This window comes from Mesorhizobium sp. B2-8-5, assembly GCF_006440675.2.
Taxonomy (GTDB): domain Bacteria; phylum Pseudomonadota; class Alphaproteobacteria; order Rhizobiales; family Rhizobiaceae; genus Mesorhizobium.
This window is the reverse complement of record NZ_CP083951.1, coordinates 799215-816298: the sequence shown is the minus strand read 5'-3', so window position 1 is coordinate 816298 and position 17084 is coordinate 799215. Positions and strand designations below refer to the sequence as shown.

The following is a 17084-nucleotide window of genomic DNA, read 5'->3' as shown; positions in this document are numbered from 1 at the left end:
GCCGATCCACCTTCCCGCATGGGGGAGAAGGCGAAGGAAAAACCCCCACCGCTTGCCCCTCAACCCCGCCCCTGCTAAAGCGCGCCGCATGACGACGCCCCTCGACCACATCCGCAATTTCTCCATCGTCGCCCACATCGACCATGGCAAATCCACGCTTGCCGACCGGCTGATCCAGCTCACCGGCACGCTGGAGGAGCGCGACATGAAGGAGCAGGTGCTGGACTCGATGGATATCGAGCGCGAGCGCGGCATCACCATCAAGGCCCAGACGGTGAGGCTGAACTACCGCGCCAGGAACGGCGAGGACTATGTCCTGAACCTCATCGACACCCCCGGCCATGTCGACTTCGCCTATGAAGTGTCGCGTTCGCTCGCCGCCTGCGAGGGCTCGCTGCTGGTGGTCGACGCCTCCCAGGGCGTCGAGGCGCAGACGCTGGCCAACGTCTACCAGGCCATCGACAACAACCACGAGATCGTCGTGGTGCTGAACAAGGTCGACCTGCCGGCGGCCGAGCCCGAGCGCATCCGCGAGCAGGTCGAGGAGGTGATCGGCCTCGACGCTTCCAACGCCGTGCTGATCTCGGCCAAGACCGGCCTTGGCGTGCCCGACGTGCTGGAGGCGATCGTCCACCAGCTGCCGCCGCCGCGCGAGGGCGACATCAATGCCCCGCTGAAGGCCATGCTGGTCGACAGCTGGTATGACGCCTATCTCGGCGTCATCGTGCTGGTGCGCATCATCGACGGCGTCATGAAGAAGGGCCAGACCATCCGCATGATGGGCACCGGCGCGAAATACCTCGTCGAGCGCACCGGCGTCTTCAAGCCGGCCCGCGTCAATGTCGATGAGCTCGGCCCCGGCGAGTTCGGCTTCTTCACCGGCTCGATCAAGGAAGTGGCCGACACCCGCGTCGGCGACACCATCACCGAGGACCGCCGCCCGACGCAAAAGGCGCTTGCTGGTTTCAAGCCGGCGCAGCCGGTGGTGTTCTGCGGCCTGTTCCCGGTCGACGCCGCCGATTTCGAGGATCTGCGCGCCGCCGTCGGCAAGCTGCGCCTCAACGACGCGAGCTTCTCCTACGAGATGGAAACCAGCGCCGCGCTCGGCTTCGGCTATCGCTGCGGCTTCCTTGGCCTGCTGCATCTGGAAATCATCCAGGAGCGGCTGGAGCGCGAATTCAACCTCGACCTCATCGCCACGGCGCCGAGCGTCGTCTACCGCCTGAACCTCAACGACGGCTCGGTGAAGGAACTGCATAACCCGGCCGACATGCCCGACGTGGTCAAGATCGCCTCGATCGAGGAGCCATGGATCCGCGCCACCATCCTGACCCCCGACGACTATCTCGGCGGCATCCTGAAGCTCTGCCAGGACAGGCGCGGCATCCAGGCCGATCTCTCCTATGTGGGAAAACGCGCCATGCTCACCTACGACCTGCCGCTCAACGAAGTGGTCTTCGATTTCTACGACCGGCTGAAGTCGATCTCCAAGGGCTATGCCTCCTTCGACTATCATCTGACCGACTATCGCGAGGGCGACCTGGTCAAGATGTCGATCCTGGTCAACGAGGAGCCGGTCGACGCGCTGTCCATGCTGGTGCACCGCACGGCGGCGGAAAAGCGCGGCCGCGCCATGTGCGAGAAGCTGAAGGAGCTGATCCCGCACCACCTGTTCAAGATCCCGATCCAGGCGGCGATAGGCGGCAAGGTCATCGCCCGCGAGACCATCTCGGCGCTGCGCAAGGACGTCACCGCCAAATGCTACGGCGGCGACGTGACCCGCAAGCGCAAGCTGCTCGACAAGCAGAAAGAGGGCAAGAAGCGGATGAGGCAGTTTGGGAAGGTGGATATCCCGCAGGAGGCGTTTATTCAGGCGCTGAAGATGGGGGATTGAGGGCTTAACTCGACCGGTTAAACCGTCTCCTTGTCGATTTGGATTTTGTTTTGTGGGCTGCAGAACGAACCATCTCAAAGTTTGAGTCTTGCGACCGCAAGATCGAAGGGAAGTCGTAGTAGTTTGGGCTAAGATTTGCTAGGTGCCATTGCTCTTCGAGATATTGTCTAAATAACTCTGCTTTCAGAAGCCTCTCTCTTATATCAAATGAGGACGCGAGCTTAGATATCTGCTCTCTTATATTATTGTCGAATATTGGCGTGTCGGTCGACGTCGCATCTAAAAAGGAAAAGGATGGCGCCCAAAATCTGACGTGATATATGCCGACAGACGTTGCGCGGTAGTGTAAGTTCTCTATAGGGAAATTATCTGCAACAGTTAGCTCCCTGAAGTGAGCAAAGGGCGTTTCTATTAATTTCTTAGATGCAAGACGCCGGAAGGCATGCTTGGTCTGATCTTCCAAGAACCCGTGGCGGAGCATCTCTCCAATCACCACGTCGCCGCGCACAAATCCGTCGCTATCTCGGACACCCATGTTTGAGCTTAGGAAACTAATTACTAAGCTACACAGGAAGTGCTCTCTCGCATCTGACCTGCTTACGTCGAATATATTGCAGGCCAGTTGGGAGGATTGCGGATTGTAGTACGCGTACTCGCCGAGAAGAGCGTGCTTAGTAAATTCGTGCAGCGGCACGTTATATCTTCCGGTTTCTAGTTCAATCTCAACAATTTTGCGAGAATCAACATTCGGACTGCCACAGAATCCAGTTATCAGTTCCATGACCGCGCGCGTATTTCCGCCAGTGATATTGCTAAGAAACTGGCGTATACTCTCGTTGCTTGTTATCGACCGCAGTGTTGATCGGAGAAAAGCAACAACATTGGAAAGTTGGAGGGCGATACCACCAAGACTGCCTAGATTCTCCTTCCCCTCAGCAACGCGAACGGCAAAACTCAATCGCTTTGAGACAACCTCGTCCGCTGGAGGAGGAGAAATTGTCAAGATCTTGTTTTGGTATGCTGACAGGGCACCTTTTTGCTTCGATTCGTAGAACGTGGCAGGTCTAAGGGCCACGAAGACCAGAAGGAGCCGATGGGACGCTAACTCTTGAGCAATTAGGAATGCCTCCTGCTGCGTGGCATAGTCCCGTTGGTCGGCATTATCTATAATCAGGATGATTTGTTTCCGGCGGCCTCTTACCAAATGCCCCAGTGCAGCCAAGAGATGCGTATCGCGAGATGAAATCAATTTGGATAGGAAGGCGACCCGCTCGCGTTCATAACGGTCCGGCTCTATGAGCTTGAGTCGTCCAAAAACACCACGGTCAAAACCGCGCAGTTGCTCATGGTAGATTGAATTCACGAACGACGCTTCTTCAATATCGATGTTATACGAATTCAACAGGACGCGAGGTACCTCGTCGAGGATGAAATCCTTGAGGTTCCGAGCTAAATTTGCCTTTATACCTAAGTTAATGTGGATAAAGTACGTATTTGCTCGATCATCCTTATCCATCGATACAAAAAGATTCTCAAAGAAGGACGTTTTCCCAACGCCAACATCGCCGATAACAACAACTGGTCGCGAGCTGGCGCTATCGTCGAAGCCAACGTTTGCTACATGTATCTTATTCGCTTCACTGACGGTAATCGCCGTCTCTAAGGCAGAAGGTGCTGATGCGTCAGTCGAAGCTCTCTTGTATCGTGCCGCGATGATTTGCTTACTCAGTAAGAGATGCCGATTGTTTGCTTCGGTAGACACGTAGCAATCACGGTAAAAAGCTGGTTTCAAAGAGGGATTATCCTCAATTTCTTCGAGCAATAGAGATGACAGAGCGCGAAGATTTTCCTGGAACTCGCTCCGATAGCGAAGCTTCATAGGTTCTGCAATTGCTATTGAGGCCTTCTCTGGAAGCCTGGGATTTCTGTGTAGAGCTATCTGTCTATAGGCCCTGTTTTCGCTTACGCCTTCCGGTGAGAGCAAGGTCCAGAGAAGTGTGAAGTCATCCAAGTAGCTTTGAAAGCCATTAAAGAAAAAGCACTCGCCCGTCAGCGGCGATTGTCCGGGGGTCATCACTTGGAAAATAGCGAGCTGCGGCCCGTTACATACAATGGCGAGCGGGACTCCGAGCAAAGAACAATATGAAATTACTTGGTAGATGGAGGACTTGAATTCCTTTGAGGCGGCTATTAGCGGTTCAAGCTTTCGTACTATACTTGGCTTTCCTGGTGGCAGGTCACCATACGAAATTGCCTCCCGCTTTACCTCTACCACAGCCTTTTGAGGAACCCCCAACACATAGTCAGCTCGTCCTCCCGCTCCATCCGGTCGCTCGACCACGATACTGGGATTCTCCCATCCCAGGCATTCCAACAGCAATCGATCGACAAATTGAAAGCGATTCTGTGCCTCGCTCCAATGCATATGGTCTGCGGGAAAGGAGTCTAAAATGGCCTTCAGGCGTTGCCGACCTTCAACCCACTCAAACGGTGCCTGCATCTTTCCCCCCCCAAGAGTAAGAAGTCCCCTAAAACCTCTCACAGAGAAGCACAATGTCGATCGGCCGGAAAGACCAAGTTCGCAATCGATGAGCGCCCTTCTCGTCTTCCGATGCACTGAGCCCGGCCTCGTGGGTCAGCTAGCAGTAGCTACTTGAATCCTGCTACTTGAATCTTATTGAAGGGAGGAAAGCCCTCGTTGCATTGGATTGGGCGGCCTTCATTGTTATCCCCCGTTGCGGTATCCTCTCCCCAGCCTGGGGAGACATCACATGCGCTCCACCTCTGACACCATCGCCGCGATCGGCTTCGCCATCGGCGGCGCTTTTGGCTTGGCGGGCACTTTTGTTGCCAGCGACGCGCTGCGTGAAACGGTCTGGACCATCGACGGCGTCGGCATTGTCGTCGCCACGGCGCTTCTCACGATGAAATACCAGCGGCTCGGCAATGATCTCGTCGCGGCCGGCTTCCTGACTTTCCTCGCCGGCGAAAGCCTGCTTCTGGCCGGCAATGCGGCGGGGCTGCAGGCCAGCGTGCCGTCCTATGCCGGCGGTATCGCGCTGTGGGCGGCGGGGCTGGTCATGGTCAGCGCGCAAGCCACATTCGCGCTCTGGATGCGGCTCACGGCGTCCGTCGCCGCTTTGCTCTTCGCCATCTCGGTCCTTATGATCCTGTGGGGCGCGCCGCTTTTGCCCACTTCGGCGCCGCTGCCGGCGGCCGGCTATCCGTTCCTGGTGCTGACCTTCATCGGCTGGATCTGGACTTTGCTCAAAGCCGAGCGTTGAGTGCGAAGGCGATGGCCGCGCCGCTCGAAATCCGCAACAGCCCGTCGGGGAAAATCCTTCCCGCCGTAGGGCCGTTCCTGCTTGGCGGCATTTTCGGTTTCGGCGCGCTGCAGGGCGTGGCCTCGGGCGCGAACAGCGGGCATGTGCTGTGGATCGCGCTGCTCGGCGCCGCCTGCCTGGGCCTCGGCGTGTTCATCGCGCGCGGCGCCTTCGACACTTCGGTCAAGGTGGTGCTGAACAGCCAGGGTTTCCGCGATGCCCGCGCCGGCGACGTGCTGGTGCCGTGGAGCAAGGTGCGGAGCGTGCGGCTTGCCGCCGGCGGCAAGGGCGCGGCGATGCTCAATTTCGAGCTCACCGAGGAGCCGCCCGACGCAATCCGATATTCCTCCGCCAACGCCTTCGGCCTGATGCCCTTCGGCCGGAACATCGTGCATATGGAGATCTCCTCGCTCGACGTGCGGGGAGAGGAGATTGTGGATGCGGTGAAGACATTCGCGCCGCATGTGGCGGTGAGGAGGTAGCGATCGCCTGCGTTTTAGAAGGAGCGGGGCGCCGAAGCTGCTGATCTCCCCCCTCGTGAGGGAGATGGCCGGCAGGCCAGAGGGGGGCGCTGTCCCGCCGGCATCTCAAAGGGTAAGCTTTCGCGGCCAGGTTCTCTTTGATTGACACAAACGCCGCGTTCCTTCGCGCCCCCCTCTGCCCTGCCGGGCTTTCGTTGCTCGGAAAGCCAAGCAATTGGCTTCCCATCCGCTACGCGGACCGCTCCTCAACCCCCACAAGGGGGGAGATTACGCACTTCACCCGTGCTCTACTCCCCTTGGGGACCTCGCCATGATTCGCGCTCTGCTCGCCTTCCTTCTCCTCACCTCGCCGGCCTTCGCCGCCGACATGTCGGTCTTCGTCCGCAACCAGCGTTCGGACGGCGTCGCGGTCGAGCTGTTCGGCCGCGACAGCGGCAAAGTCTGGCCGGGCGACGACAAGGTGTTTCTCATCCGGCCGAAGGCGCGGAAATCCGTGCCGATCTCCTGCGAGCCGGGCGAGCACATCTGCTGGGGCGCCTGGGTGAACGGCGACGATTCCGTCACCGCCGGCGTCGGCCCCGACAACGACCAGCCCTGCGACACCTGCTGCTTCATCTGCACCGAGCACTCGACCGAGACGGTGGATCTGGCCGAGTAGCGGGGGGTTGAAGCTGCCAATCTCCCAAAGAGGGGGAGATGCCCGGCAGGGCAGAGGGGGGCGCGAAGGATCGCGGCGCTGCAAGAACAAGTTCCTCGCCCCGCGGAGTGGGGAGAGGTGGCTCGGCGAAGCCGAGACGGAGAGGGGGAGCGCCCTACGAAGGCGCCCTCTTCGTCCGCTTCGCGGCCACCTCGCCCCCGCCTTCGGCGGGAGCGAGGAACCCAAGCATAGACACGTCGGCGGGACAGCGCCCCCCTCTGGCCTGCCGGCCATCTCCCCCTTTTGGGGGGAGATCAGCCAATCGCCACAGCCTCAACAATCACCCCCAATTCCGTCAGCCATTTTCGCTGCCGCCCCTTGGCATACGCGCCGGCCATGTCATCATCCAACCATCGGCCGTGGGGGCCGATTCTACCTCGGGGGTTTTCATGTCTTTGCTGTCTGCGCGCCGCTTTGCCGCCGCGTTTTCGCTTGCCGTCCTGTTTTCGCCTGCCGCTCATGCCGGCGACGTCACGTTCCAGATCAAGAACAGCCATCCCAATGCCATGCGGCTCGAGCTCTACAGCCAGGACCGCGACTATGTCTGGCCAGGCAACGGCAAGGATTTCTATCTCGACGACGGCGAGACCAAAGAGCTGCCGATCTCCTGCAACGAGGGCGAATCCATCTGCTACGGCGCCTGGGTCGACGGCGACGAGGCGACCTATTGGGGCGTCGGCCCCGGCAACAAGGAAAAATGCGAAGACTGCTGCTACACCTGCAGCGGCGGCGAGACCGAGGAGATCGATCTGGAGGAGTAGGGTGGCGCCTTCTTCTCCTTCTCCCACAGGGGCCCACAGGGGAGAAGGAGCAGGCTGTGCATCCGGCCAGCTTGACGCCCCTCTCGCCCCCGCCCTAGCCTCGTCTCCAACCACCAACAGGAGGCCCCACCCAAATGGCAGGCACGGTCGAAGGCGAGAAGATCGACGTTTCTTTCGGCGGCAAGCGCTGCATCCATTCGCGCAATTGCGTGCTCGGCAACCCGCATGTCTTCGTGCCCAACGCGCCGGGCGAATGGATCCATCCGGAAGCGGCCAGCGTCGAGCAGGTCGTGGCGCTGGCGCAGAACTGTCCGTCGGGCGCCATCACCTACACCAGAAAGGATGGCGGACCGCAGGAGAAGCCGCCGGTGGTCAACACCGTGCGGTTGAGGGAAAACGGCCCGCTGGCGGTGCATGCCGAGATCGTGCTGGGCGAGGAAACCGTCTTTCGCGCCACGCTCTGCCGCTGCGGCCTGTCGCAGAACAAGCCGTTCTGCGACAACAGCCACATCAAGGCCGGCTTCACCGCCACCGGCGAGCCGCCGCTGAAGGAAGCGCAGGTGCTGGAGGTGCGGGATGGCCCGCTGACGGTGACGCCCACTATCAACGGACCGCTGAAGGTCGAGGGGAATGCCGAGATCGTCACCGGGACAGGACATACGATCGCCCGCACGACCAAGGTGTTTCTCTGCCGCTGCGGGCACTCGGCGAACAAGCCGTTTTGTGATGGGTCACATAAGCGGGTGGGGTTTGAGGGGTAGGCGTCGAAGCTGCCAATCTCCCCCCTCGTGGGGGAGATGTCCGGCAGGACAGAGGGGGGCGCCGTAGAATGCGAACCTCAACAATCACCGAGCGATACAAATGCCGCATACGCCGCTGCCGCCAAAACACCGTGCCAACGCCAGATCAATGCGCAAGGTGATGACAGGAGCCGAATTGAAGCTTTGGAACGAGCTTCGCGCCCATCGGTTGATGGGCCTAGAGCAATTCCAGGAAAAGTGTGAGCGGTTTTCCGTCCGGAATTGCGTAAAATCAGAGAGTTAGAGCGATTTGCCGTTTCCGTGAAACGGCGAAGCGCTCTAGGCTTCCGGCGCCAGTTCCCGATCGCCGGATATATCGTAGACTTCGCTTGCCCGCAGAAGAAGCTCGTCGTCGAGGTCGACGGGTCTCAGCACGGAGAAGCCGATGCAGTCGCAGGCGATGAGGCACGGACTGCGAGGCTGGAGAAAGATGGCTGGACCGTTCTGCGGTTCTGGAACGAAGATGTCATTCGCGACATCGATAATGTTTGCCAGCATACCGTGATCGTGACCGGGCTTGGAAGTCCATCCGAATAGCGCGGTCAGGTCAGCGGGACAGCGCCCCCCTCTGGCCTGCCGGCCATCTCCCCCACAAGGGGGGAGATTAGCTCTTCCCCCCTGGCCCACCTCTCCTGCCTTTATCGGCCAGCCCGTATCGGCTAAGGGCTTCGAAACAAAGCCCTCTTGCCCGGACCGCCCGCCAAAAATGACCGCTAAGCCTCATCCCCTCTTCCTCGGCATCGACACCGGCGGCACCTACACCGACGCCGTGCTGTGGTCGGAGGGAGGCGGACCCAAGGGAAAAGTCCTGGCCAAGGCCAAATCGTTGACCACGCGGCACGACCTCGCCGTCGGGATTTCCGGCGCGGTGGATGCGGTGCTTCAGGAATCCGCCACCGATCCGGTCGCCATCAAGCTGGTCTCGATGTCCACCACTCTGGCCACCAACGCGCTGGTCGAGGGGCAGGGCGGGCGCGTGGCGCTGGTCATGATCGGCTTTTCCGAGGCCGATCTTGCGCGCGACGGGTTGAAGACGGCTTTAGGCACCGACCCGGTGGTGTTCTGCCCCGGCGGCCATGACGTGCATGGCAATGCGGCGAAACTCGACCTGTCCGGCCTCGAGGCGGCGCTCCCCGAGCTTGGCGGCTCGGTGTCGGGCTTCGCCGTCTGCGCCTATTTCGCCACCCGCAACCCGGCGCATGAGCTTGCGGCCCGCGACCTGATCCGCGACAAGACCGGCCTGCCGGTCACCGCCAGCCACGAGTTGTCGGCCAAGCTCGGCGGCCCGCGCCGGGCGCTCACCACCTTGCTCAACGCCCGCCTGATCTCGATGATCGACCGGCTGGTCGCGGCGACCGAAGGTTTTCTTGGCCATCGCGGCATCGCAGCACCCCTGATGGTGGTGCGCGGCGACGGCGCGCTGGTCTCGGCGGCCTTCGCCCGCCAGCGGCCGATCGAGACGATCCTGTCCGGCCCGGCCGCCAGCCTTGTCGGCGCCCGCCACATGACCGGGCTGGACGACGCCATGGTCTCGGATATCGGCGGCACCACGACAGACGTCGCCGTGCTCGATGGCGGCCGCCCGCGCCTCGATCCGGAAGGCGCCACCGTCGGCGGTTTCCGCACCATGGTCGAGGCGGTCGCGATGCGCACCTTCGGCCTCGGCGGTGATTCCGAAGTCACGCTGGAAGACGGCGCGCTCGACCCGAGAATCCTGCTCGGGCCGCGCCGCCTGGTGCCGCTGGCGCTGTCGGGCATGGTGCATGGCGAGGCGGTGACGTCGGAGCTGGAGCGGCAGCTGCGCGCGCCGAACCCTGGCCGCATGGACGGGCGCTTCGCCATGCGCACCGGCGTGCCGGACCGGCTCGCCGCCGGGCTGACCGCGCCGGAAGCGAAGCTGTACGAGACGATCGGTTCCGTGCCGCTCGCGCTCGACAGGCTGCTCGCTTCCAACGCCCAGAACGCCACGCTGAACCGGTTGGTCGCGCGGGGGCTCGTGCATATCTCTGGCTTCACGCCGTCCGACGCCGCCCATGTCGTGGGAAAACAGGCCAATTGGGACGCCGCCGCCGCCCGCCTCGGCGCCGAGCTCTTCGCCCGCCGCCGCGACGGCCGTGGCCAGACCATCGCCGCGACGCCGGAAGCCATCGCCGAACGTGTGCTGGTGACGCTGACCCGCTGGTCGGCCGAATACATCCTTGAAACCGCCTTCGCCGAGGACGGGCTGGACGGCGCCGCCACCGTCGCGCACGCGCTGGTGCAGCGCGCGGTCGATGCCCATCCCGGCATCGCCCGCTTCACCGTCGCGCTCGACCGCCCGGTCATCGGCCTCGGCGCGTCGGCGCCGCTGCATTATGCCGGCCTGGCCATGCTGGTCGGCAATGGCTGCATCGTGCCGGAAGACACCGACGTCGCCAACGCGCTCGGCGCCGTGGTCGGCCAGGTGCGCGTCTCGGCCGAAGCCCGCGTCAGCCAGCCCAAGGAAGGCCTGTTCCGCCTCGCCTCGGGCCAGACGGTGCGCGACTTCACCGAGGAGGAGAAGGCGATCGCGGCGGCTGAGGCCGATGTGCGGGCATTGGCCGCCGAGCGCGCGAAGGACGCCGGTACCGACAGCGCCGAGATCGAAATCGCCACCGAGTTCAAGGTCTCGACCATCGAAGGCCAGCGCATGTTCATCGAGGCACATGTGGTGGCCGTGGCGTCGGGACGGCCGCGGATTGCGGTGTGAGGGAGAGCGTAATCTCCCCCTTGTGGGGGAGATGGTCGGCAGGCCAGAGGCGGGCGCTGTCCCGCCAGCGTCTCCGTTCTTCCGCCTCTCCGACAGCCAGTCTGGGTGACATTTGCACGGGATAGAAGTGACAAGGTTGGCGTTCCTTCGCGCCCCCCTCTGCCCTGCCGGGCATCTCCCCCACGAGGACCCACGAGGGGGGAGATCAGCAGCTTCGCCGCCCCGCCAACCCCCCCTACATCCTAAGCCGAATTGACCCCGCAACCCCAAACATGCCAAAGGCCCCCGCTAACAAGGCCAAAGCCTACTATCTGGAGACGTGCAGATGACCGACCGCATCGAGATCGCCGGGTTGCGGATTGCCCGGGAGCTCCATGACTTCGTGGCCGAGGAGGCGGCAGTCGGCATCGGCATCGACCCGGAGAAATTCTGGACCGGCTTTTCAGAGATCGTCCACGACCTCGCGCCGAAGAACCGGGCGCTGCTGGCAAAACGCGACGCCATGCAGGAAAAGCTCGACGGCTGGTATCGCGCCAATGGCGCGCCGGTCGACATGGAAGGCTACAAGAATTTCCTGAAGGAGATCGGCTACCTGGTGCCGGAAGGCCCGGCCTTCAGCGTCTCGACCGTTAACGTCGATCCCGAGATCGCCGTCGTCGCCGGACCGCAGCTGGTGGTGCCGGTGATGAACGCGCGCTATGCGCTCAACGCCGCCAATGCCCGCTGGGGCTCGCTCTATGACGCGCTCTACGGCACCGACGCCATTCCCGAGACCGGCGGCGCCGAGAAGGGCAAGGGTTTCAACCCGGCGCGCGGCGCCAAGGTGATTGCCTGGGCCAGGGATTTCCTCGACCAGTCGGTGCCGCTGACCACGGGCAAATGGGCGGGCGTCAACGGGCTCTCGGTCGCCAATGGCGCGCTGAGGCTCGGCGAGGGCGCCGGCGCCACGACGCTCGCCGACCCAAAACAGTTCGCCGGCTATCGCGGCGATGCCGCCAATCCCGAAGCCGTGCTTCTGGTGAAGAACGGCCTGCATATCGAGATCGTGATCGACCGCGCCAACCAGATCGGCAAGACCGATCCTGCGGGCATCGCCGACGTCATCCTGGAATCGGCCTTGACCACCATCCAGGACTGCGAGGATTCGGTCGCGGCCGTGGATGCGCAGGACAAGGTCGTCGTCTACCGCAACTGGCTCGGCCTGATGAAGGGCGACCTTGCCGAAGAGATCACCAAGGGCGGCAAGACGTTCACCCGCAAGCTCAACCCCGACCGCCGCTACACGGCGCCGAATGGCGGCCAGCTCTTGCTGCCGGGGCGCTCGCTGATGCTGGTGCGCAATGTCGGCCACCTGATGACCAATCCGGCGATCCTGGACCACGAGGGCCACGAGGTGCCGGAAGGCATAATGGACGCCGCCATCACCGCGTTGATCGCGCTGCACGATGTCGGCGACGACGGCCGCCGCGCCAATTCCCGCGCCGGCTCGATGTATGTGGTGAAGCCCAAGATGCATGGGCCCGAAGAGGTCGCTTTCGCCGTCGAGGTCTTCGACCGGGTCGAGGCGCTGCTCGGCATGGCCAGGAACACCATCAAGATGGGCATCATGGACGAGGAGCGGCGCACCACGATCAACCTCAAGGAAGCGATCCGCGCCGCAAGAGAGCGCGTCGTGTTCATCAACACCGGCTTCCTCGACCGCACCGGCGACGAGATCCACACCTCGATGGAAGCCGGCCCGATGATCCGCAAGGGCGACATGAAGCAGGCCGCCTGGATCTCCGCCTATGAAGCGTGGAACGTCGACACGGGCCTGGAATGCGGGCTCGCCGGCCACGCCCAGATCGGCAAGGGCATGTGGGCGATGCCGGACCTGATGGCGGCGATGCTGGTCGAGAAGATCGCGCATCCCAAGGCCGGCGCCAACACCGCCTGGGTGCCGTCGCCGACGGCCGCGACCCTGCATGCCACGCACTATCACAAGGTCGATGTGCACGCCGTGCAGGCGGCGCTGAAGAGCCGGCCGAAGGCCAAGCTCGACGACATCCTGTCGGTGCCGGTCGCGGTGCGGCCGAACTGGACGCCGGACGAGATCCAGCGCGAGCTCGACAACAATGCGCAAGGCATTCTGGGCTATGTCGTGCGCTGGATCGACCAGGGCGTCGGCTGCTCGAAAGTGCCGGACATCAACGATGTCGGCCTGATGGAGGACCGCGCCACGCTGCGCATCTCCTCGCAGCACATCGCCAACTGGCTGCGCCACAAGGTCTGCTCGGAAATCCAGGTCCGCGATTCGCTGCAGCGCATGGCGGCGATCGTCGACCGCCAGAATGTCGGCGACCCGCTCTACCGGCCGATGGCGCCGGATTTCGACAATTCCATCGCCTTCCAGGCCGCCTGCGACCTGGTGTTCAAGGGAACGGTTCAGCCCAACGGCTATACGGAGCCGGTGCTGCACGCGCGGCGGCTGGAGTTGAAGGCGCGCGACAGGCAGGACTCTGCTTGAGTCTGCTGGCTTGCCGCCGGCTGGTCGGCGGTTACGGCCCTCACCCGCCTTTGATCGTGCGCGACAGGAAGACGTCCGTGTGCCTGACATGCGCGGGCGTGTCGCGAAACGGCGCGCAGGGCCTGAAGCCGAACGCCTCGTACACGGCAATCGCGCTTTCCATATAGAAAGTGGTGTGGATCAGCACCATGCGGGCCGGGCTCTTGTCGATCTCCGCCAGGACCGCGCCCATCAGCGCGCGACCTATGCCTTGTCCCCGGAAGGATGCATCGACGAAGAACTTGTGAAGTTCCGCCGTGCCATCGCCGAACGGACCGAAAGCGAGGCAGCCCGCCGGCACGTTGCCCGATCGCGCAATGAAGGCCATGGCACCCGGCACACCGAATTGCATTGCCAGTTTATGGCCGCTGGTGCCGGGCTGGAAGAGCGTCCTTATATCCTCCTCCGAGACACCATGGGGCGCGGACGCGTCGACATCCCACTGCGCTAGCCTGCCGCAGAGCATGGCCATGGTCTCGAAGTCTTCGGCGCTGCGCGCCGGCAGAACTGAAATCATCCTTCGCCCCCGCGCGGATCCGTTCCACCATACCACGCAGTTACCGGGATGCGAACGCATCGTCGAGCGCTCAACGAGGCGGCGAACCTCGCAAATCGCTTGACGAATGTTAAGCTACCTACTAGTAGGTAGATACCGACTCTCCAGGAAAGGTATCCGTCATGTCTTCACAAATGAGCGGCCAGAACCGCGCCCGGTCCTCAAACGGCTGGCTCAAAAGCTACTACTATCTACGGTTTGCCGTATCGGCGGCCTGGGTCGCGGTAGCCTTCACCGTCGCGAAGTCGGTTCCGCCGCTCGCCGCCGTCATGCTGGTGGCCTACCCCGCCTGGGACGCGCTGGCGAACTATGTTGACGCGCAGCGCAGCGGCGGCTTGGGCCGCAACAAGTCGCAACTGCTCAATTTCGCCGTCAGCATCCTCACCGCGATCGCGGTTGCTATCGTGCTTGGCCGCGGCATGAACGCGGTGCTCGCGGTCTATGGTGTCTGGGCCGCGATCTCCGGCGCATTTCAGCTCCTCACCGCGCTACGCCGCTGGAAGACCAACGGCGCCCAATGGGCGATGATCCTGAGCGGCGCCCAGTCGGCGCTGGCCGGCCTCTTCTTCGTCAAGATGGCGGGCGGCGCGGAGGCCATCGGCATCGCCAATGTCGCGCCCTACGCCGCCTTCGGCGCCTTCTACTTCCTGGTGTCCGCCGTGTGGCTTTCCGTCAGCGATATGCTTCGCAAGTCGCGGCAGGTGGCGAGTTGAGCTTTCTTCCGTCGGACGTTAGGCATGTCTATGGATAAGCCCTCGAACACCGCCGATGACATCCTGGCCGCCGCGCGAAGCTTCATCGTCGCCGGCGGCTATAACGGGTTCAGCTACGCCGATATCGCCGAGGTCGTCGGTATCCGCAAAGCCAGCATCCATCATCATTTCCCCAGCAAGGTCGACCTCGTGCAAACCCTGGTCAGGCGCTACCTCGAGGATGCCGTCAAGGGCATGACCGAGCTTGAGCGCAATGTGCCTGCGCCGCCGGAATTGCTGCGAACCTATGCCGGCTTCTGGGCGCAGTGCATCGAGGACGCGAGCAGGCCGATCTGCGTCTGCGCGCTGCTTGCCAGCGAGCTTCCCGCCCTTCCGCCGGAGGTTGCCGTGGAGGTCCGGGCGTATTTTCAGTTTCTCTCGGGGTGGCTGACCGGCGTCATCGAGCGCGGTGCCGCGCAGGGCGCATTGACGATCTCCGCCGCCCCGCGCGCGGAAGCGGAGGCATTCATGGCGACCGTGCACGGGGCGATGATTTCCGCGCGGGCCTACGGCGATGTCCTGACCTTCGGCATGATCCTGGCACCGACGCTGCAGAAGCTGATCCCCGCGCAAGATTGAGGAGGAGATCGGCCGGCATCCGCCCCTTTCCGGCGATAAGTTCACGCATGAAGCCGAGCGTCCCGTTGGCGTCCTTACCGGCATCAATTGCCGCTTCAGCACTTTGTCCGCCGATCAGAAAGTGTTCCGCCTTGGACGTTCGGCAATCCCCATTTCCCGCATTGAGTGACTGTTTTGCTACAGGTTTATTAGACAATTAAGATTAAGCTCTTTGCAGTGGCGGCGATAACGAGCGACGCTTGGGAGACAATCGATGCGTTCTATCCTTGGGACTTTCCTGGTTCTGGGCGTGGCCATGACTGGGGCCAATGCCGCTGACATCGTCCAACCCGTGGCCTCCATGGAAGTTCCCTATTCCTGGACCGGCCTTTATGTTGGTGCGAATGCGGGTGGGGCCTTCGGAAAGGTCGATGGCGATTTCATCGGCATTCCTGGGTCGGCAGACATCGGCAATTTCACCGGCGGCGCTTTGGTTGGCGCCAATTATCAGTACGGTCAGTGGGTTCTCGGTATCGAAGGCGATATCAACTACCTGGGTTTCAAGAAAGAATTCTCGCCGGGGGTTGGCGGCGGCGGCCTTGGCGCAGAAGCGAGCGTCGATGCCTTCGGAACGATCCGGGGCCGCGTCGGCTACGCCTTTGATCGCTGGCTTCCTTATGTCACGGCCGGCGTTGCGATGGGTGATGTGAAGATCGATGAGCACGTCTTCGGTGTAGCCAGGACCAAATTCCAGACAGGATATGCAGTCGGCGGCGGTGTTGAATACGCTTTCAGCAACAATTGGACCGCCCGTGCGGAATATCTCTATGTCGACCTCGGCAAGAAAGACTTCGGGTTTGACCCGATCGATCCGTATAACGTGAAGACGAACTTCAGTGTCGTTCGCGCTGCCTTAGCCTACAAATTCTGATTCCGGGCATCGCAATTTGCTCATGATGATGCCGGCGCGGCTGCACGCCAAATCGCGCCGCCGTCAGGAATTGCCTTGAACAAAAAATGACAGAGCTCTTCCCCGTTCCGGCGGCATCAGGTCGCTTCATCAAGCCGCCTGCGCCATCCGCTCCGCGCTCATCCGGTAGGAAATCGCCTCGGCCAGATGGATGCGGCCGACGGTTTCGCTGGCGTCGAGATCGGCCAGCGTGCGGGCGACCTTCAGCACGCGATGATAGGCGCGCGCCGAAAAGCCGAGCTTTTCGCTGGCGTCCTTGAGCAGCGTCAGGCCGGCGGTATCGGGCTTGGCGATCTCCTCGATGATCGAAGGCGGGCAATGCGCGTTGGTGGTGGCGCCCGCTCCCAGTCTTTGCAGCCGTTCGCGCTGCATGGCGCGCGCACGGGCCACGCGCTGCGCCACCGCGGCACTTGTCTCAGCCTTGTCCGGTCGGATCAGGTCGCTCGCCGAGACCGCCGGCACCTCGATCCGAAGGTCGATGCGGTCGAGCAGCGGGCCGGAAATGCGCGCCTGGTATTCGGTGCGGCAGCGGTCGCCGCGCAAGCAGCGATAGCCGGGCTCGCCCGACATGCCGCAGCGGCACGGATTCATCGCCGCCACCAGCTGGATGCGGGCCGGATAGGTGACGCGGTGGTTGGCCCGCGCGATCATGCAGTCGCCCGTTTCCAGCGGCTGCCGCAGCGCATCGAGCGTTTGCGGCGTGAATTCCGGCAACTCGTCGAGGAACAGAACGCCGTGATGGGCGAGCGAGACCTCGCCCGGCCGCGCGCGCAGCCCGCCGCCCACCATCGCCGCCATCGAGGCGGAGTGATGCGGGGCGCGGAACGGCCGCCGGTCCGTCAGCTTGCCTTCGCCGAGCTCGCCGGCAACGGACGCGATCATCGACACTTCGAGCAGTTCCTTGGGCGCCAGCGGCGGCAGGATCGAGGGCAGGCGCTGCGCCAGCATCGACTTGCCCGAGCCAGGCGGTCCGACCATCAGCATTGCATTAGCGTATGACCCATCCTAAAGACGCTTT

General features: G+C 62.6%; 13 protein-coding genes and 2 pseudogenes. 12 read left to right on the top strand and 3 right to left on the bottom strand.

Annotation, left to right across the window (positions count from 1 at the left end; genetic code table 11):
* The first annotated feature begins 88 nt into the window (after positions 1–88).
* Entirely contained in the window at positions 89–1894 is a 1806-nt protein-coding gene (lepA, locus tag FJ430_RS03840) for a translation elongation factor 4 (protein ID WP_140709309.1), read from the top strand.
* Positions 1895–1898: 4 nt separating this feature from the next.
* Here the strand turns inward: lepA and FJ430_RS03835 are convergent, their stop codons facing one another.
* Positions 1899–4394: a type I restriction enzyme HsdR N-terminal domain-containing protein gene (locus tag FJ430_RS03835; protein WP_140709301.1), complete on the bottom strand. Its 2496-nt coding sequence runs from the start codon at positions 4392–4394 to the stop codon at positions 1899–1901.
* 271 nt (positions 4395–4665) lie between these two features.
* On the opposite strand from FJ430_RS03835, the gene FJ430_RS03830 reads away from it, so the two are divergent.
* The 8 genes and pseudogenes from FJ430_RS03830 to FJ430_RS03795 all read left to right on the top strand — a co-directional run bounded on the left by FJ430_RS03830 (position 4666) and on the right by FJ430_RS03795 (position 13191).
* Complete coding sequence (locus FJ430_RS03830; RefSeq protein ID WP_181175540.1) at positions 4666–5178, top strand: hypothetical protein; 513 nt, start codon at positions 4666–4668, stop codon at positions 5176–5178.
* An 11-nt stretch (positions 5179–5189) separates the two neighbouring features.
* Positions 5190–5699 carry a hypothetical protein gene (locus FJ430_RS03825; RefSeq protein WP_140709293.1) on the top strand — a complete coding sequence of 170 codons (510 nt, stop codon included), beginning with the start codon at positions 5190–5192 and terminating at the stop codon, positions 5697–5699.
* 310 nt (positions 5700–6009) lie between these two features.
* On the top strand, positions 6010–6357 hold the full coding sequence (locus FJ430_RS03820; protein WP_140660010.1) for a hypothetical protein: 348 nt from the start codon (positions 6010–6012) through the stop codon (positions 6355–6357).
* A 428-nt stretch (positions 6358–6785) separates the two neighbouring features.
* On the top strand, positions 6786–7157 hold the full coding sequence (locus FJ430_RS03815) for a hypothetical protein (protein ID WP_140660009.1): 372 nt from the start codon (positions 6786–6788) through the stop codon (positions 7155–7157).
* Positions 7158–7291: 134 nt separating this feature from the next.
* Positions 7292–7918, top strand: coding sequence for a CDGSH iron-sulfur domain-containing protein (locus tag FJ430_RS03810; RefSeq protein WP_140709290.1), 627 nt, complete (start codon positions 7292–7294; stop codon positions 7916–7918).
* Between the two features lie 100 nt (positions 7919–8018).
* Positions 8019–8494 (top strand): annotated as a pseudogene (locus tag FJ430_RS31730) (endonuclease domain-containing protein).
* Between the two features lie 169 nt (positions 8495–8663).
* Positions 8664–10685 carry a hydantoinase/oxoprolinase family protein gene (locus FJ430_RS03800; RefSeq protein WP_140709284.1) on the top strand — a complete coding sequence of 674 codons (2022 nt, stop codon included), beginning with the start codon at positions 8664–8666 and terminating at the stop codon, positions 10683–10685.
* A gap of 325 nt (positions 10686–11010) precedes the next feature.
* Positions 11011–13191, top strand: coding sequence for a malate synthase G (locus FJ430_RS03795; RefSeq protein ID WP_140709281.1), 2181 nt, complete (start codon positions 11011–11013; stop codon positions 13189–13191).
* Positions 13192–13231: 40 nt separating this feature from the next.
* On the opposite strand, the gene FJ430_RS03790 is transcribed toward FJ430_RS03795, so the two are convergent.
* Entirely contained in the window at positions 13232–13747 is a 516-nt protein-coding gene (locus FJ430_RS03790) for a GNAT family N-acetyltransferase (RefSeq protein WP_226892071.1), read from the bottom strand.
* A gap of 161 nt (positions 13748–13908) precedes the next feature.
* Here FJ430_RS03790 and FJ430_RS03785 point away from each other — a divergent pair, with 161 nt between their 5' ends.
* The 3 genes from FJ430_RS03785 to FJ430_RS03775 all read left to right on the top strand — a co-directional run bounded on the left by FJ430_RS03785 (position 13909) and on the right by FJ430_RS03775 (position 16027).
* Positions 13909–14499 carry a DUF308 domain-containing protein gene (locus FJ430_RS03785; protein WP_140709279.1) on the top strand — a complete coding sequence of 197 codons (591 nt, stop codon included), beginning with the start codon at positions 13909–13911 and terminating at the stop codon, positions 14497–14499.
* 30 nt (positions 14500–14529) lie between these two features.
* The gene (locus FJ430_RS03780; RefSeq protein ID WP_140709432.1) at positions 14530–15117 is read left to right on the top strand and encodes a TetR/AcrR family transcriptional regulator; all 588 of its coding nucleotides are present in this window, start codon (positions 14530–14532) and stop codon (positions 15115–15117) included.
* 253 nt (positions 15118–15370) lie between these two features.
* On the top strand, positions 15371–16027 hold the full coding sequence (locus FJ430_RS03775) for an outer membrane protein (RefSeq protein ID WP_140642032.1): 657 nt from the start codon (positions 15371–15373) through the stop codon (positions 16025–16027).
* 129 nt (positions 16028–16156) lie between these two features.
* Here the strand turns inward: FJ430_RS03775 and FJ430_RS03770 are convergent.
* Positions 16157–17050, bottom strand: a pseudogene (locus tag FJ430_RS03770) (YifB family Mg chelatase-like AAA ATPase); the annotation flags it as partial.
* Positions 17051–17084 lie beyond the last annotated feature (34 nt).

Coding starts and splice junctions, on each gene's coding strand:
- lepA (WP_140709309.1), top strand. CDS start 89: ATGACGACGCCCCTCGACCACATCCGCAATTTCTCCATCGTCGCCCAC.
- FJ430_RS03835 (WP_140709301.1), bottom strand. CDS start 4,394: ATGCAGGCACCGTTTGAGTGGGTTGAAGGTCGGCAACGCCTGAAGGCC.
- FJ430_RS03830 (WP_181175540.1), top strand. CDS start 4,666: ATGCGCTCCACCTCTGACACCATCGCCGCGATCGGCTTCGCCATCGGC.
- FJ430_RS03825 (WP_140709293.1), top strand. CDS start 5,190: ATGGCCGCGCCGCTCGAAATCCGCAACAGCCCGTCGGGGAAAATCCTT.
- FJ430_RS03820 (WP_140660010.1), top strand. CDS start 6,010: ATGATTCGCGCTCTGCTCGCCTTCCTTCTCCTCACCTCGCCGGCCTTC.
- FJ430_RS03815 (WP_140660009.1), top strand. CDS start 6,786: ATGTCTTTGCTGTCTGCGCGCCGCTTTGCCGCCGCGTTTTCGCTTGCC.
- FJ430_RS03810 (WP_140709290.1), top strand. CDS start 7,292: ATGGCAGGCACGGTCGAAGGCGAGAAGATCGACGTTTCTTTCGGCGGC.
- FJ430_RS03800 (WP_140709284.1), top strand. CDS start 8,664: ATGACCGCTAAGCCTCATCCCCTCTTCCTCGGCATCGACACCGGCGGC.
- FJ430_RS03795 (WP_140709281.1), top strand. CDS start 11,011: ATGACCGACCGCATCGAGATCGCCGGGTTGCGGATTGCCCGGGAGCTC.
- FJ430_RS03790 (WP_226892071.1), bottom strand. CDS start 13,747: ATGATTTCAGTTCTGCCGGCGCGCAGCGCCGAAGACTTCGAGACCATG.
- FJ430_RS03785 (WP_140709279.1), top strand. CDS start 13,909: ATGTCTTCACAAATGAGCGGCCAGAACCGCGCCCGGTCCTCAAACGGC.
- FJ430_RS03780 (WP_140709432.1), top strand. CDS start 14,530: ATGGATAAGCCCTCGAACACCGCCGATGACATCCTGGCCGCCGCGCGA.
- FJ430_RS03775 (WP_140642032.1), top strand. CDS start 15,371: ATGCGTTCTATCCTTGGGACTTTCCTGGTTCTGGGCGTGGCCATGACT.